This is a genomic window from Haloechinothrix salitolerans, from assembly GCF_042662605.1.
Lineage (GTDB): Bacteria > Actinomycetota > Actinomycetes > Mycobacteriales > Pseudonocardiaceae > Haloechinothrix_A > Haloechinothrix_A salitolerans.
Genome location: NZ_JBHSXX010000001.1, coordinates 3,089,039 through 3,104,377, shown reverse-complemented (window position 1 = coordinate 3,104,377; position 15,339 = coordinate 3,089,039). Strand labels below are relative to the sequence as shown.

Here is a 15,339-nt window from a genome sequence, read left to right as displayed (position 1 = left end):
CCAAAACACCCGCTGACCGGCCCCTTCACCAGCACCAACGGTGAAGGGGCCGGTCGCGTCTTACCCGGAACTACCCGGCTCTGTGCGGCTGTCCCCGGCGTTCTGCGGCCCATTCGCGGCCCCGCTGTCCTCGCTGTCGAGCCCGAGAGCCTCACCGATACGCGCGAGTGCCGTCGACTCCTGGCCAGCGATGACCTTCGCGTAGACCTGATGGAGAACCGCCACCGAGTGACCCGCCCACTCCGCGATCTGTGTGGACGGGACACCTGCCGCTAGCCAGGTCGATACGCACGCATGGCGCAAGTCATACGGTCGTCGCGCAAGCACCGATACGTACTCATCTGCCGACAGCGCGGCTTTGCGTGCGCGGTCCCAGACGCGCGCGATGGTTGATTCCGCGAGGTCGCCTCCGGTGAGGTTGCGGAACAGACGGCCGTCCGCGGCCGTACCGAACTTCTCAAGGTGTTGGTGCAGCAAGGCTGTCAACGGAGGCGGACACGGCACCGATCGGACCTCACCGACGCCACGCTGCTTCAGTTGACGGCGGTCTCGCCGCTGCCCGGAGTCTGTCCACGCTCCCCCGGCGATCGGCGCCGTCTGCGAGAGCAACAGTTTGCCCCAACCAACTTCCGGCAGGTCAAGATCCTGTTTGGACAGCATCGCCGCTTCTTCCGGCCGCAGAGCGGAGTAGTACATGGCGGCGAAGAACGCGACAAGTCTCGGCCCCGACGATCGGCGAGGCTGACCGGGCATCTGCTGCGCCTCGACGCCAGCGAGAAGTTCGCTTGCTTGGCGAGGGTTGATGACAACGCGCGTGTCGATAGCCCTGACCTGTTTGGGAGCCGTCCACTTGACCTTCGCCAACCGGTTCTCAGCCACCAGGCCTTGCTCCACTCCGTACTCGACAGCGTTGTATATGACTGCCCTTTTTCTGGAGAACGTCTTGGCGGCTGCTGGCTTGCCGTCCATCTTCACGGCGAGTTGGTCAAGCACCAGTCGCAACCTTGCCGGATCATCGAGCCGACTCACCGGCTCTGTGTTCGAGGCGAGCCACTTCAGCGCTCGCTCGACGTCCGCTGGCTTCGCGGTGGCACGACGCCTGGGGTTGAACGCCCACCCCGTCATCGCCCGTCGCAGCACCCGATCGGCGGGGCGTCCACGATCAGTCGCGAGCATCGCGAAAGTGGCTGACGCAAGCGCGTCCGCATTCCCCGACCGGGACTTCGCCGCCGCGCGAGGCCACTTCATATCCACATAGCTTTGGGCGAACTCGAACCAGCTCTGGTCGTTCAACTCGCGACTCATAGAAACTGGCAGCCCGTCGGCAACACGAAACGCCTCTCCGCGATTCTGTGCAGCCACGAGTTGCGAGCGGAAGCTGTCCGCGAGGGCCTTCGTCGCGAAAGTCTTCGATCGCAGAGACGAATCCACTACCCAACGCACTTGATAGGACTTCCGGCTGCGACGCTGCTTGGTGCGTACAGCCCAGATCTTGACGTCAAAGGTCGCTTTCATCAGGCGGCGTCCTCCAGGGTGTCCTCCCAGCGTTCGAGATCAATGCGGCGAATGCGGAGCTGGCCGTTGGGCAGCTTGATGCAGCGCGGTGCGCGTCCTTTGGCGCGCCAGTCATCCCAGGTAGATCGAGCTATGCCGTACTCGGTAAGGAATTCGGTGACGGTGAGGTACCGGCGTTGGGTAGCCATCTGTGCGTGCGCTCCTTGGCGTGGTGACGGTGGGTGATGGCTGCGTATGGCACTGGTCTGCCCTCCTCTGGGTTGGCGGGTACGGGGGCGCGAACTTGGCGAACTTACGAACTTAGGCGCTGACCTGGGATTTTGTTGTGAGCTAAGTTCGCCAGCGGCGAACTTAGGGTTTGGTGTTTGCGCTGGTCACGGGCTAAGTTCGTAAGTTCGCTATGTTCGCGGGGTCTGGGCGGTGTAGACCTCGGTGGGTCGGCCGCCGCGCCCGTCGACGCGGGGACGACTACTGCGAGTAATGCGCCCGGTGTCGATGAGCTGCTCCAGTAGGGCGTTGATATCGGCGGCCTTCTTCTTCCCGGCGAAGAATCCGGTCGTGATGTCTTTGCGGGTGCGGCCCTGCTCCCCTGCCTCGGCGATCCAGGCCAGTAGCCGCGCCGGGGTCTGGGTGTCGGTGAACACGGCGCGCGCGGTAGCAATGGAGTAGCGCACCAACGCAGCGGCCGCGGTCAGGTGGTTAGGTTTGATGGCGTCGGAGAAGTCGAGCGCGGCGTGGATCGCGGCGATCCGTAGGCAGTTCGGCGCGGCACGCGCGATGAACTGTTCCACCGGTCCGTCGTCGCCGTGATCGCGCCCAAACTCCACATAGAGCCGTCGCCACAACTGCGATGCCGCGGTGGTGAAGCCGATGGTGTCAAGGCTCGCCCCGGCGATGAGCCGGTCAGCCAAGCTGGTGCCCAACTCGGTCATGGTGTCGGCGTCGACGGCCCCACCTTCGGGCAGGAACTTCGAGCGCGCCACGGCCAGGGGTAGGAACCGGTTATAGGTGCCGCCCGCCATGTCGGAGGCCGAGACTTTGTCGCGGAACTCGCGCGGACTGATGTGGGCGAGTAAGCCGACGTGCGAGCTGGGCGCGATGCGCGCGTTGACCGACAGGGTGGACAGGTCCCCGCCTTCCCACGCGGCCCGCAGCGTGGCGGACAGGCTGTTGCCCTCGCGGCGCATCCGGTTCATCACCGCGGCCCACTCGGGCTCAAGCATCAGCAGCCGCCGGTCTCCCGCGGGGAGCCTGCCCGGGGTGGTGTCGCTGTCGTCGTCGACGAACATCGCCGCGAGCCCTTCGCCGGAGGTCAGCCCGGAGCGGACGTTGCGGGACACGAAGTCCGGATCGGCCGCGCGCAGCAACCGCCGCGCCGACGACCACGACGTGCCCTTGCGCCCCGCCGAGGTGCGCCCGACGATGAGCGGCCACACCAGCAGCGGGTGTGGATCATCCCCGGCACGCACGTGCGGGTCCTGGCCCAGGCGGACACCGGCGGCGCACAGCAGCGACGCCAGGATCGCCAACGGATCGGCCTCGGTGTGCGGCTCCACCGCCTCGACCAGCGTGCCCAGGTAGCAGTCGAACACGGCCGGGTCCACGGTCGGCAACGCCGCGCGGGCACGGGCGACCTCGGCGATCGCCTCGGCTTCATCCGGGCTGGCGTCGTCGGGCACGGCGGGTTCGTCCACGACCCGCAGCGGGCGGGCAGCATGGTTCATCAGGCGATCTCCCGGATGTCGTGATGGCGCAGGTGTCGTGATGCGGCAAAGCCAGCGCGAGCGGCCATCGCACGGCCGCTGGCCCCTATCTGAATTGGGAAATTTTGATTGAATGTCCGTATGACCATTGCTGCCTTCGTAATCGCCTGCCTGTCAGCACTCGGGACACTCGGCGCGGTGTGGTACGCGCGCCGAGCGGTAGCAGAGGCCCGGCGTTCCGCCGACGCAGCGAAGGACGTCGCTGACATCGAGCGCGCTCGACGCGCCGACGAAGTGGCCGAAGCCGATCGGCAGCGCGTGAAGTTCCGGCTGTTGCACCGCACCAAAGATTCGTACGTTCTGCGAAACGCTGGGACGGATTCGGCATACGGCGTCCACGTCGATACAGGCGGGCTCGGCGTACCCGGCGAGATCACGCACTTTGACGAGTTCGGCGCAGACGAAGAACAGCCATTCATACTGTCGAGGTCACTAGGGCAAGGGCCCGTGCATGTGGTGGTCGCGTGGCACATGCGACCAGATCGTTCCGATTCCCCACAGACAGCGAAGTTGCTGCCGTAAGCATTCTCGGGCGGATTCATTAGGCGGCGTCCTTTCGGCGGGAACCGCGGCGGGGGCGGGACTGTCCTGCGGTGAGTCCGGCGCGGATCACGCGGGCGATCTCGCGCGGGGTGCAGTCACAGTCACCGGTCATCAGCGCTTGCGCGGCGTCGGTGAGCGCGTGGCTAGCCGTCGCGGTGTCGAGCAGTCCCGCCCCGACGAGCTGGCCTAGGTTGTAGGCGGCGTTCGACAGGATGCGGTTGTGCTGACCCGGCGCGGCGGTGCGCACCCGCTCGGCTTCCCGGGCCACCGCGGTCGCGGCGTAGCCGGTCACCGTGGCCACCGGCGTCACAGAACGCGGAGAGATCGCCGTAGAGCGCCGTTCGCACAGCGCTAGGAGTAGCCAGCCGGGCAGCTCGACCGGGTCGGTGTCGTCGGCGAGTTCGTAGCCACCGCCCGGCACCAGACTGCCGGGTGCCACCACGTATCCGCCCCCAGCGCGGGTATCGACGTGCCGAGCGAGATCGCCTTGAGTGTTGCGCAGACACACCCCCGCCGGGGCGGTGAAGTACAAGTGCCGCCCACCGCTCGGCGTCGTCACGGTCCACGTGTCCGGCACCGTGACGCCCCGGTCGGCGGCCAGCCGCGCGAGCTGCCCAGCACCGTCCGGGCCGTCGCCCTCGTTGGTGTCGAGATCAACCACCACCAGCCGGGAGGGGCCGGTGGCGATGCCGATGTTGAACGCACCGGCCCGCCAGCAGCGGGTGATGCGCCCGGGGTCGACGGTGGCGCGCTGCTCCCACCGCGCGATCGCGGGTGGCTTCTTGCTGCCGGGGGTGAGCGGGAAGACGTGCCAGCCGCGGGCCGCGAGGTGCTGCGCCCACTCGGTGAGGTGGTCGCGCTGGGTTCCCATCAGACGAGAGTCCTTCCGGTGATCCGAACGAGCAGACAACGAAACGTTGGGGGCGGTGCTGCCGGGACCGACCACAGGGTGACGGTCGGTCCGGCAGCACGGGGCGGTTAGAACGGTGGTTCGTCCGCCACCGGCGCACCACCGGCCGCGGTGGGTGCGCTGGCCCACGGGTCGACACCGGCCGGTGACGCCGCACCCGCCGCGGTCGTGCGGGTGGCCTTGGTGATGGTGGCGGTGGCCCACCGCAGCGAGGGGCCGATCTCGGTGACGTCGACCTCGAACAACTGCCGTTTCTCGCCCTCGGGGGTGGTCCACTCCCGTTGCCGCAGGCGGCCGGTGAGCAGCACCCGCGCCCCCTTGCTCAGGCTGTTGGTGAGGTTCTCGGCGGCGTCCTTCCACAGTGAGCAGCGCAGGAACGTCGCCCCGGCGTCCTCCCACTCGCCCGCCTCGCGGTTGAAGCGGCGGTCGTTGGCCGCGACGGTGAAGTTGGCGACCGCGTGCCCGTTCGGGGTGAACCGCAGCTCGGGGTCGGCAACCAGCGTTCCGGTGATGGTGATGTCAGGCAGACCAGCCATTGGTGTCCTTCCGGTCGGTGTCGGCGGTGGGCGCGTTCGGCGGGTGCGCGAGCATGCGGGCAAGCACCCGCGCGCACACGTCGGCCATGGTCGCGGCAGTCAAGCGGTAGGTCTCGTTCGGCGGCGCACCGCGGAACCCGGCTATGACGACCTCGGCGAGGGCGTCCTTGATGTCTTCGGCGACCCCGGCGTTGACCCAGGCTTCCGGGTCGGTGGGGTCCGGCACCGTGCCGTAGACGGTGGCCGCGGGGCGTTCAACGTGGTTGTGGGTGTCCATCCGCTCTCCTTCCATTTGATTACTGTTGGTGACTGTTTTTGGGCGCAGTCGGCCGTAGCGAGCACTGGTGTTCGGTGTCGCTAGGCGGTGTTTGTGGCGTGTGACCTGCGGATGCGTGGGGCCGACGCTAGGGTCTAGCGTCCTGCTCACACCGGGTACGGGACGCTAGCGGGGATGCTAGGTCTAGCGTCTGGTCACGCTAGGCGAGCACCGATTGCCCGCACCCCATGGTGGTTACGCTGGGTGCTCACCACCTCCGGTCTCGGTGGTGCGGCGGGTGCGGTGGGCGGCGTTACGGATGTCGTCGGCGAGCACGCCGCGCCGGTTCGCGGTGCGGCCGTCGGGCAGCTTGCCATGGACCTGCATGGTGTCGACGCCGAACGGTTTCAGGGCGGCGGCGAGCTGGTTGGCTTTGCCGCGCGGGTCCTGGGTGGCCCACTCGCCGTAGACCTCGGGGCGCAGCTCGGCGAGCCGGTCCACGATGGTCTCGGACCACACCTTCGTTTCGCCGGGGCGCAGCACCGCGGCCACGTCGGCGATCAGCGACACCGCGGCACGCCGGTCGGCCTCGGTGGTCTCGCCCGCGGCGTGCCCGGTCAACGTGCCCGCCCGCTGGCGCAGTGCGTGGGCGCGGGCCACGATCTTCTCGGCGGCCTGGTTGTCCAGATAGGCGGACCTGGCGATTTGGGGGTCATCACTAGCGCCGACGAGGTAGCCGATGCCCTTGTCCTTGGCGGTGAACGTGGTCGCCCGGATGCCGTTCTTGTAGCTGGACGTGCCGAGCACCATGTCGTTCTCGGTCTGGCCCATCACCCGCAGGCAAAACCGGATACCCACGTTCGCGCTGACACCCGTGGGCAACGAGTCTTTGTCGGGGCGTTGGGTGGCCAGGATCAGGATCACACCGAGTGCGCGGCCGCGTTTGATGATCGCGGTGCACAGCTCGGCGGCCTCCTTGCCGAACTCCGGGTGCGCGAACAGCTCTTGGCACTCATCGATCGCCACGACCAGCGGGAACAGCCCCAGGCTGCGCCGTGCCGCGAGTTCCGGCGTGACCTTGTTCTCGGGGCAGACCTCGCGCGGCAGGTTCGCGATCGTCTTCGCCCGCCGCTCTAGGTCCTTGTGGACTTCACGCAGGCTGTGCAGGCAGTTCTCGATCGTGCCGTCGTCCGGGCCGGAGCCGTAGTGGTGCGCGATGGTCTCGAACGGCGACAGGTCACCGGACCCTTTGAGTTCGTAGAGCCGCAGTTGCGCGGAGGCATCCAGCGCCGCGGCCAGCACCAGGACCCGCAGGGCGAAGGTTTTGCCCGCGCCAGGCATCGCGCCGATGAGTAGGTTGGCGAACATCAGCACCACCGTCACGAGTCGTCCGCGTTGGTCGAAGCCGAACGGCACGGGCTGGAACAGATCAGCACTGCCGTGCTTGGCGAGCGGCCACGGCTTCGGCTTGGCCTTCGACAGGTCCTCATCCCCGACCCACAGCACCAACCGGCCTTCGTGCGCGGAGGGGTCGCCTTCGGGCCAGACGCAGCCGAGCGGGCGACGCAGACCTGATGCCAGGGCTTTGCGGCGGTCCATGATGTCGCCGACGTGCACGCCCAGCGGCAGGTCGACGTCGGCGCGCCAGCCGGGACCTTCGCGGGTGATCGGCGCGGCGAACCCGATGCGCTTGCCCTTCGCCAGGTGTTGGTTGATGGCAGCCAGCCCGAGCGAGCCGAGCGCCGCGGTCACGGCGTCGCTGGTCAGCTTCGTGACCTGCTGTTTCACCACCGCGGGACCGACCACCGGCTTATCCGGGATACGCCCCGCCGCCCCCAGAGCGGCGACCGCGGCGGCGAGCGTGGCGAGCTGGACCAGCAGATCGCCGGACAGCCACACCAGCACCCCCACGCCCGCCAGCGCCAGCAGGGCGAGCATCACCACCGTGAGCCGCTTGCGCACGTGGGCGTCGCGCTGCTGCACCAGCTTCAAGTAGTGCTGCGGGTCGCGAGCGGCCACGGCCTCACTGCGCAGCGGTTTGCCCTCGGTGTCGAACACCCACCGATACGTCGCCGCGACCGTGCGGGCGGTGCCGCGAGGTGAGTGCGCAACCAGCTTCCCGGCATAGAGCGGGGTCCGCACCGCGTGATACGCCCCCGTATGCGCCAGATTCGCCACCCACCACCGGGTGCGCTGGGCGATCTCTTCGCGGGAGCGCACCCACGCCGGAACCACCGCGTGCCGCTCCCCTGACGGGCCAGCGGGGACGGCGGAGTCGGGCGGATCCACCGGCACCGACTTCGCACCCTCACCATCGTCGGCGTCGTCAGGCTCGGTGCTGTCGTCCACGATTTCGGCGTCGAACACCCGCGGCTCGACCTCGGTGCCCGGCACGGTGTCGGGCGCGGTGTCGGGGTTCGGGCGCATGGTCGGGATGTCGTCCGGGGTGGCGGCGGAGTCGGGGCGCAGCACGTACAGCGACCCGTCGTCGCGGCGTTCGGTCGACACCTCACCGTCGCGCGGTGAACGCTCACCGGACGCGCCACGCTCGGGATCACGGCCCGGCGCGGGCGACGGTTCATGGTCGGGCTCGGGGGTGTGTTCAGCGGGGGTGTTCACAGATGCGGGTCCTTCCCGTTCATCAACCGGGTACTCGGGGTGTTCGGGCTGGGTGCTCATGCGGCGGTCCTCTCCTGTGTGGCGTCGACACCCTCACCAGCCGCCACAGCCGCGGCGGTCGGCGCCTTGTCGGCGGATGTCGGTGCGGTGTCGGTGGTTGTGAGTTCGGTACGCAGCTCGGTCGCCAACGCGGACGACAGGCCGCGGGAACAGCCGGTGACCTGCCGAATCCACGCCGGGGTGACCTCCACACCCGGTGTCCAGCGGGCGCGCGCCACCGCGAGGTAGTCAGCGCGACTCCTGCGCCTGGCCGCGGTGCGCGGCTTCCGGCGCGTGCTGGCCGATCGCGTCCGCGGCGCGGCCGTCGACGTGCCGGCGGTGGCAGTGGTCGACGTCGGTGCGGTGGTGTCGTGAACCCCTGCCGCGGCGTTCACGTCCGCGCCGGTGGCGTCGGTCGCGGTCGTGTTCACCGCACCGTCCGCCGTGGTGTTCGCAGCGCCCTCGGCGGTGGCGTTCGCGGCGGTGTTCGTGCTGCCGTGCGCGCGGGGTGTGGCGGCGCGTGTGACGGATTCGGTGAGCCGGTCGCGTAGTACCGGGGCGGCCTCGGACGCGAGGAACACCAGTGCCGGGGGAACCGAGTGCAGCACGATCCCCGCGACGTCGAGCTTGGCCCAGGATTGCCAGGTGTTCATCACGTAGGTGGCGGCGAAGGCGAACCACTTGGTGCGCCGGATCCACGGGCCGGTGTCGACCTGCCAGCGGGCGGTGACCTGCTCGGCGCGCAGCACCGCCACCAGCACGATCGACACCATCGGGTCCAGCAGCCACGCGGCCAGCCACGGCAGCGACCACGACACCGCCCCAGCGGCGGCGAACTGCTGCACGTTGACCATCGTGAACGCCAGCCCGAGCGCGATGCCGAGCCACATCAGCACGTCGATCTGGGTGCGCACCCGCTCGACCCGCAGCGCGACGACGTCGGGGTGTTCGGAGAACGCCCGCACCTCGGCGGCCTCGGCCGCGTCCTGCGCCAATCGCTGCGCGCGGGACAGCGGCACATGGTGTGCGTCCCGCGCCGTCGACGTCGACGCGGCCGGGGCGGTCGTTGTGATCGCGTTGTGTGTGCTCATGCTGCGGCCTCCCCCGCGGTCTCCTGTCGTTGCTGCTGGCGGTGCAGTCGGCGGCGTTCCCGGTACGAGGTGCCGCCCCAGATGCCGACCCGCTCGCCGTTCTCCAGCGCCCACGCCAAACACTCGGCACGCACCGGACAGCCCGCGCAGATCTGCTTGGCCGCCCGGGTGCTGCCGCCCTTCTCGGGAAAGAACGCCTCCGGATCGGTCTGCGCACACACCGCATCGACCGTCCACGCGGGCGGTATCGGCAACCGCGGTGTCGCGTCGACCGCGCCGAGCCGGTGGCCGCGGATCATGCGAAGCTCAACCGTCATCGCCGGACACCTCCCCGCCGACGCCACACCTCGGCGTCATCCGTCGTCGTAGTTGTGGTCAGGCGCATCAGCGACGCGCCCGCGAACAACGCCGGGAGCCCCAACGCGACCGCAACCGCGGTCACCGACCCGCCGAACTGGGCGGTGACGATCCACTGGACGGCGACGATCACCCCCGCGGTGACCAGCACCCGGAACACCGCCCCGGCGGCGTGCCCGACAGTGCGGACGCCGCGCGCGGTCCGCCGGGCCTCCCGACGGAGCGCGTTCACCGTGGCCAGCACGCCGATCCCGGCCAGCACCGCCACCACCGTCATCACCTGCGGATCCATCACGCAGCCACCCCCTCGCGCTCGACCTCAGCCGGGGCCGGGTGCAGCGGCACCACCGACGCAACCGCGACGTTGACGTCGGCGTCGTGGTCGTAGGCGTCGGGATCGATCGGGGTGCCGATCAGGTAGTCGTGCAGGTAGTCATCCGGCGCGAGCATCCCGATCCGGTAGCGGCACGACTCGCACGTGCGGTGCGCCCGCGGCAGCTCCACGTGCGCATCGGTGCCACATTCGCGGCAGGTGCGCCGCGCCGCCAGGGCTTTATCGAGCGCGACTCGGCGGGCCGGGGTCATCGGCCGCACCGGTTTCGCCCGCTCGATCAGGAACAGCTCGGCGAGCACCTGCCGGTAGCTGGCGCGGTGGCGGAAGTACAGCAGCGCGACCGGGTCCTGCCCACCAGGACGCAACCCCAACTTGCGGAGCTGGCGGCGGGTGGCGAGCTTGTCCCGCGGGCCGATCCCCCACGACAGCAACACAATGCCGTCGCGGGTGCCGCGGGTGTACTCCTGCCACTCCGACCACGGCACCGGCCGTAGCTGCCACGGATATTGACGCTTACCCATCACGCCTCACCCCCACGGCCGCGCTCGGCGTTCTCCGCAGCGGCCATGAGCGCGCCCGCGACCTCGCGAGCGACTTCCGGGGAGAAGTAGGCGGTGACCTCCGGATACGTCGGCTCGACGGCGTCCACCACTCGCAGAGCGACGGTGGCCGGAGCGCCCTGCCCGGCCGGGACGCCGATCAGGCGCAGGTCGTCGTCAAACACGCCGCGAAACAGCCACTCCGGGCCGCCCGGCCCGATGATGTGCGGTTCGGGCACCGTCACGTGCACAACACGTCCACGCATCACGCCACCCCCAGCCGGGCCAGCTCGTCGTCCCAGTCGATGCGGGCGGATTCGTCGCCGCGCGGCACCAGCCGTTCGGTTGCCGCGATCGCCTCGGCGAGGTCGTCACGGACGAAGAACAGCGCCGCGCGGCCAGTCGGGCTGGACAGCTCCATCCGTATCCGCCGCGGCCCCGGCAGCATGCGCACGTCACCGAGCCCCGCCGGGCCAGTCAGGCCGTCGGTGAGCAGGTCGCGGGCGATGGACCACACCACCAGGCCGCCGTTGGCATCGGTGAAGGCCAGCTCGACCGCGTACGGATCGGCCGGGGTGTAGTGCCACTGCACCGACACCCGGCCTAGCGAGCGCACCGACGCCGTGGCGGGATCGATGAACAGATGAGCAAGTAGCTTGCGTGTCACCGTGCGAGCGGTCATCAGCGACCACCCCCACCAGCAACAGCGGATACGCAGGTGGTCAGCACCGGGGGTGCGCCTACCATGAGAAGCCTCCTCGAATCGTCATCAAATGGCGTGGGGAGCCCCGGCCCGGCGGTGGTGTTCTTGGCGGAAACGGCCGCCGGGCCAGGGACAGAAAGCAGACGGGCGGCATGCCGATGGGCCTCGAGCGCCAGCCCGCGGGCACCGGCCGTACCTTCGGCGGCCAGGTGCTCCATGAGGATCGCTTTGCGCTCATACCAGGCGGCCACCACCACCGCGGGCGCGTTGGCCGCGGGCCGGGACAAGTGCAGCCGGGTCATCTCCCGCAACGTCGACGCGCTCACGGCCGATCACCACCCGGTCGGACATGGGACAGGCAGTCGACCCGGCTTCGCGCCCGATCGAGGTAGCTGCCCAGTTCCTCGGCGATGTCGACGGCCAACCGCAGCTCGGCAGCCGCCTCGGTGGCCGACGTCGCGGCCAGCTGGCGGGACCGTTCGGCATCGCCACGCTCGCGGTCGTGGCGCACCGTCGGATCGGCCGCCACCCTGCGCGCCCAGCTCGCGAGCTGGCGGCAGAGCTGCACCTCACGGTGCGCCGCCGTCGCCAGCGAGCCGAGTACGCCGGCACCGTGCGGGGCCTCAGCCAGCGCGCCAACCTGCGGCATCGTGGCGTGGTTCAGATACCGCACCAGTTCCGCCAGCGCGACGGCCGCCGACTCGATCCGCTCCGCGGTGTGCGGGCCATCTACCGGCCAGTGCGCCTCGACAACGTCCAGTCCGTATAGCGACATCAGGCGGCCTCCCCCGGCAGCTCCACACCGGACAGCCGCGTCGGCAACGCCCGCAACACCTCACGATCAGCCCGTCGACGTGCCCGACGCGCCCGAACCTGATCCGTCGCAACACGACTGATCCGCACCGACTCGGCGCGCTCATCACACGCCAAGTCCCGATCGGCTTCCTCGAGCAGCGCATCAATGCGCGCGATCTCTGCGGCCATGTCTTCCTCCCTCTGAACAGCGCAAACAACGTCATCGCCCAACGCGGCCAGCGCCTCACTGGCCACCGGGTCGGTGATCCTGACGGACTTCATGTGCCTCCTGTCGATGTCGTACTGACACAGTGCAATATAGATCAGTATGCGTCAGTTTGACACTAGTGCGATCGGGTGATGTAGGTCAGATTGAGTCAGTTCAGCTATGCTGACCTGCGTGGATACGGGGAAAGTCGGGATGCCGTCCTACGAGCGCGTGGCCGAGTCCATCCGCGAGCGGATACGCAGCGGGGACCTGAAGCCGGACGACAAGCTGCCCGGCAATCGAGACTTGGCCGAGCAATACAACGTCGCCCTCGGCACAGCGCAGAAAGCGCTGCGCGCGTTGCAGGACAGCGGCTGGGTGACCGCTACGCCCTCGGTCGGTGTGTTCGTCAACGAGCCGCCCGACGAGGCTGCGGAGGCGGCGACACTTGAGTCGGTCGTCCGCCAGGTCGCCGAGCTGCGCGCGACGGTCGACGACCTCGCCCAGCGTGTGCAAAGGGTTGAGAATGGCAACCGCCCCGATTAGCTCGCAAGCTTGTGCAGAAACGCCGCGAGTCCGTCGATCACGCTTTCGCCACCATCGATTAGCGACTGCACCCAGCTCGCCGAGTCCTGCGGGTGTTTCACCACCACGAGCAGTACCGCGATCACGACGGCGAAGCCGATCAGCTTCGGCAGCACCCCGCCACCCGTGGACATCGGGATCATGTTCTTTCCAGCCATGGTTACCTCCCACGTCGTTCGACGTCTCGCCGTATCGGCCCCCGGTTTCTCCGGTTCGCTGTGACGTCGTGTTCATGCCTCTAATTCAAGCCGTTGCGGCGCTGACCAGGGATGACCTCGCAGTGCCCGCACAGTGCCCTGGTAGTGCCCTCGGCTTGCGCGCCACCCGCACGCTGGCCAGAGGGGAGGCGGCATGGAGGTAGTCGACGTCTGGACAGGGCAGCGAGCGAACGCCTTGCAACGTGCGCTGCGCTTCACCAACGAGGCCTTCGCCGAACGCCTCGGCGTCAACCTGCGGACCGTCGCGAAGTGGCACGCCAAGCCGGACGTGCAACTCAGCCCAGAGATGCAGGAAGCACTCGACACCGTGCTGTTCGGCGCAACCGAGCAGGCCAAAGCACGGTTCGGCCTGATGATGACGGCAGGCACGGCCACCGATCCCGACCGCAACGGCGAGACAAGCACCGCGAAAGACAAGGACCTGATCGCCGCCGAACAGCGACTCAACTCCGACGCGCACATCGCGGCCGCGCTCGAATGGCTCGACGCATCCGCAGGGTGGGCACCCGGTACGGCACGCAAGCGCGTCGCTGCCGAAGTCGTCCAGCTCGACGCGAGCGAGCTGGGCGACCGCACCCGTAGCCGCGGCCGGGTCCAGCGCGCCGACGTCGCCGCCGCGTTGAGCGCGTTCTACGGCACACCCATGGACGGACATGGCACCTACCGAGCCACCTACGGCGACGGCCGCGAGGTCGCAACCAGCGTCCTCACGCATGCCGACTGGCTCGATATCGCGTGCCCGCTACAGCCAGACAGCGACCGAGCTGCCCTCGTGGGCAGCACCAGCTCCGAACCTCTCCCCCTCGATGACGTCAGCATCGACGGCGCGGTGCGGCGCACCGCCGAGACCTTGGGTTTGAACACCACCATGGTCGACGCGCCGCTGTACCGCCTAATTGACGTCGACGTCGGCAAGCAGCGCATCGGCGGCGCGTTCGGGCTGACGTCGTTCGTGCAGTACGCGCTGACGATGGACCTGCTCGAAGCCGAGCTAGTCGACGCGCTCGCCGCCGGTCGCGAGCCGTCGGCGGATACGCTGCCACTCCGTACCCGCCTCATGCCGGACACAGCATCGGTTCTCGACACGCGCAATCGGATGTGTGCCGGGGGCGCGCTCGCGCTCACCGCGATCGCGCGCCCGCCGTCCGGCCGCCGCACCCAGCCCGACTACCTGCTCCTGGTGCAGGAACGCGGTGGGAAGGTACTCAACGCCGCGAGCCGCCTGGCCGTGATCCCCAAGTGCTTCCACGGCCCCCTTACCGACTACAGCGACGACACCCAGATCGGGTCGACGTTGCGGCGCGAGCTGGAAGAAGAACTGTTCGGCCGCGACGACGTGGACAGCACGGTGACGTCCTCGCAGCGCCACGCCGACCCCATGCACGCCAGCCGCCTGTCACAGCCGATGGCATGGCTCGCGGCACACGATGGAACCGACCACTGGCAGATGGAGTGCACCGGCTTCGGCCTCAACCTGGTTAGCGGCAACTTCGAGTTCGCCAGCCTGATCGTGATCCACGATGAGACGTTCTGGACCACGTACGGTGGTGACATCGCCGCGAACTGGGAATCGGAAAGCCTGCGCCGATACTCCAGCCGCGACCGTAACTTACTCGAAGACCTCATCGGCGATCGCGCGTGGAGCAATGAAGGACTCTTCGCGCTACTCCAAGGACTCAGGCGACTCGCGCAGGTCGGCGGCAGCCGGGTCGACGTGCCCGCGATTGAATGGGAGGTTCGATAGATGGGCAGCTGGTACAGCGGCAACGCCGCCGACGATGGCGCGAACACGCGCGGATGGATACTCGGCCACTTCCTCGACCCATCCGCCGGGGAACGCTCGACCAAAGACCTTGAAGTCAAGTGGGGCATCCACCCGGCCGGTGATCAGCGGGCCGAGTGGGTCACCGGCGACCAGCGCACCACCCTTGTCCTGCTAGTTCAAGGTCATTTCCACGTCAGGTTCCGCGAAGGTGACGCCGCACTGACCAGGCAGGGCGATTACCTCGTCTGGGGACCCGGAACCGACCACTCCTGGCGCGCGACCGAGGATTCAGTCGTAGTAACAGTGCGGTGGCCCTCATTGCCATAGCGATCGGTTGGGTTGGATCGATTCGGCGCGCTCAAAATGCAGCGTTGAGCCTGCTCGCACAGTTGTCTGATCATTACGAGTGCGTCCTGATGCATCCGCGCGATCTGCTCGTGCGCCTCCCGCGTTGCCACATCCCATTGCCGGTACACGTCACCGTGATAGACCACGCGCGTCACCTGCCTGTCCCGGCTGCTCGACTCACCCCGCGCGCGAACGTTACTCTCCGACAAGGCCAA

Annotated in this window: 20 protein-coding genes; 3 read left to right on the top strand and 17 right to left on the bottom strand. The window is 68.6% G+C overall.

Features of this window, described 5'->3' with window-relative positions; translation table 11 throughout:
• Window positions 1–60: 60 nt before the first annotated feature.
• From ACFQGD_RS14725 to ACFQGD_RS14650, 16 genes are all read right to left on the bottom strand, one after another.
• Complete coding sequence (locus ACFQGD_RS14725; protein WP_390221059.1) at window positions 61–1,176, bottom strand: tyrosine-type recombinase/integrase; 1,116 nt, start codon at window positions 1,174–1,176, stop codon at window positions 61–63.
• Window positions 1,177–1,514: 338 nt separating this feature from the next.
• Complete coding sequence (locus tag ACFQGD_RS14720) at window positions 1,515–1,703, bottom strand: helix-turn-helix transcriptional regulator (protein WP_345398570.1); 189 nt, start codon at window positions 1,701–1,703, stop codon at window positions 1,515–1,517.
• Between the two features lie 210 nt (window positions 1,704–1,913).
• Entirely contained in the window at window positions 1,914–3,239 is a 1,326-nt protein-coding gene (locus ACFQGD_RS14715; protein ID WP_345398567.1) for a DUF3987 domain-containing protein, read from the bottom strand.
• 580 nt (window positions 3,240–3,819) lie between these two features.
• Window positions 3,820–4,692, bottom strand: coding sequence for a bifunctional DNA primase/polymerase (locus ACFQGD_RS14710; protein WP_345398561.1), 873 nt, complete (start codon window positions 4,690–4,692; stop codon window positions 3,820–3,822).
• A 107-nt stretch (window positions 4,693–4,799) separates the two neighbouring features.
• Window positions 4,800–5,267 carry a single-stranded DNA-binding protein gene (ssb, locus tag ACFQGD_RS14705; RefSeq protein WP_345398558.1) on the bottom strand — a complete coding sequence of 156 codons (468 nt, stop codon included), beginning with the start codon at window positions 5,265–5,267 and terminating at the stop codon, window positions 4,800–4,802.
• Window positions 5,251–5,544: a hypothetical protein gene (locus tag ACFQGD_RS14700; RefSeq protein WP_345398555.1), complete on the bottom strand. Its 294-nt coding sequence runs from the start codon at window positions 5,542–5,544 to the stop codon at window positions 5,251–5,253. Before ACFQGD_RS14700 ends, ssb begins: the two co-directional genes overlap by 17 nt.
• A gap of 234 nt (window positions 5,545–5,778) precedes the next feature.
• Complete coding sequence (locus ACFQGD_RS14695; protein ID WP_345398552.1) at window positions 5,779–8,202, bottom strand: FtsK/SpoIIIE domain-containing protein; 2,424 nt, start codon at window positions 8,200–8,202, stop codon at window positions 5,779–5,781.
• Window positions 8,199–9,272: a hypothetical protein gene (locus tag ACFQGD_RS14690; RefSeq protein WP_345398549.1), complete on the bottom strand. Its 1,074-nt coding sequence runs from the start codon at window positions 9,270–9,272 to the stop codon at window positions 8,199–8,201. The genes ACFQGD_RS14695 and ACFQGD_RS14690 overlap by 4 nt, the downstream gene beginning before the upstream one ends.
• A complete protein-coding gene (locus ACFQGD_RS14685; RefSeq protein ID WP_345398546.1) occupies window positions 9,269–9,589 on the bottom strand; it encodes a WhiB family transcriptional regulator in 321 nt (106 codons plus the stop codon). The genes ACFQGD_RS14690 and ACFQGD_RS14685 overlap by 4 nt, the downstream gene beginning before the upstream one ends.
• The gene (locus ACFQGD_RS14680; protein WP_390183612.1) at window positions 9,586–9,921 is read right to left on the bottom strand and encodes a hypothetical protein; all 336 of its coding nucleotides are present in this window, start codon (window positions 9,919–9,921) and stop codon (window positions 9,586–9,588) included. The genes ACFQGD_RS14685 and ACFQGD_RS14680 overlap by 4 nt, the downstream gene beginning before the upstream one ends.
• Window positions 9,921–10,484, bottom strand: a complete 564-nt coding sequence (locus ACFQGD_RS14675; protein ID WP_345398540.1) for an RRQRL motif-containing zinc-binding protein — start codon at window positions 10,482–10,484, stop codon at window positions 9,921–9,923. The genes ACFQGD_RS14680 and ACFQGD_RS14675 overlap by 1 nt, the downstream gene beginning before the upstream one ends.
• Window positions 10,484–10,768 carry a hypothetical protein gene (locus ACFQGD_RS14670; protein ID WP_345398537.1) on the bottom strand — a complete coding sequence of 95 codons (285 nt, stop codon included), beginning with the start codon at window positions 10,766–10,768 and terminating at the stop codon, window positions 10,484–10,486. Before ACFQGD_RS14670 ends, ACFQGD_RS14675 begins: the two co-directional genes overlap by 1 nt.
• Window positions 10,768–11,184, bottom strand: coding sequence for an SsgA family sporulation/cell division regulator (locus ACFQGD_RS14665; protein ID WP_345398534.1), 417 nt, complete (start codon window positions 11,182–11,184; stop codon window positions 10,768–10,770). The genes ACFQGD_RS14670 and ACFQGD_RS14665 overlap by 1 nt, the downstream gene beginning before the upstream one ends.
• A complete protein-coding gene (locus tag ACFQGD_RS14660; RefSeq protein ID WP_345398531.1) occupies window positions 11,184–11,531 on the bottom strand; it encodes a hypothetical protein in 348 nt (115 codons plus the stop codon). The genes ACFQGD_RS14665 and ACFQGD_RS14660 overlap by 1 nt, the downstream gene beginning before the upstream one ends.
• Complete coding sequence (locus ACFQGD_RS14655; protein ID WP_345398528.1) at window positions 11,528–11,980, bottom strand: hypothetical protein; 453 nt, start codon at window positions 11,978–11,980, stop codon at window positions 11,528–11,530. The genes ACFQGD_RS14660 and ACFQGD_RS14655 overlap by 4 nt, the downstream gene beginning before the upstream one ends.
• A complete protein-coding gene (locus ACFQGD_RS14650) occupies window positions 11,980–12,282 on the bottom strand; it encodes a hypothetical protein (RefSeq protein ID WP_345398525.1) in 303 nt (100 codons plus the stop codon). Before ACFQGD_RS14650 ends, ACFQGD_RS14655 begins: the two co-directional genes overlap by 1 nt.
• Window positions 12,283–12,400: 118 nt before the next feature.
• Between ACFQGD_RS14650 and ACFQGD_RS14645 the strand changes: the two genes are divergently transcribed.
• On the top strand, window positions 12,401–12,754 hold the full coding sequence (locus ACFQGD_RS14645) for a winged helix-turn-helix domain-containing protein (RefSeq protein WP_345398522.1): 354 nt from the start codon (window positions 12,401–12,403) through the stop codon (window positions 12,752–12,754).
• On the opposite strand, the gene ACFQGD_RS14640 is transcribed toward ACFQGD_RS14645, so the two are convergent.
• Window positions 12,751–12,951, bottom strand: a complete 201-nt coding sequence (locus ACFQGD_RS14640; RefSeq protein WP_345398520.1) for a hypothetical protein — start codon at window positions 12,949–12,951, stop codon at window positions 12,751–12,753. The genes ACFQGD_RS14645 and ACFQGD_RS14640 overlap by 4 nt on opposite strands.
• Before the next feature lie 193 nt (window positions 12,952–13,144).
• Between ACFQGD_RS14640 and ACFQGD_RS14635 the strand changes: the two genes are divergently transcribed.
• Both ACFQGD_RS14635 and ACFQGD_RS14630 read left to right on the top strand, forming a co-directional pair.
• Window positions 13,145–14,755: a transcriptional regulator gene (locus tag ACFQGD_RS14635; protein ID WP_345398517.1), complete on the top strand. Its 1,611-nt coding sequence runs from the start codon at window positions 13,145–13,147 to the stop codon at window positions 14,753–14,755.
• The gene (locus ACFQGD_RS14630; protein WP_345398514.1) at window positions 14,756–15,103 is read left to right on the top strand and encodes a signal peptidase I; all 348 of its coding nucleotides are present in this window, start codon (window positions 14,756–14,758) and stop codon (window positions 15,101–15,103) included. It abuts the gene before it with no gap.
• The last annotated feature ends 236 nt before the right edge of the window (window positions 15,104–15,339 follow it).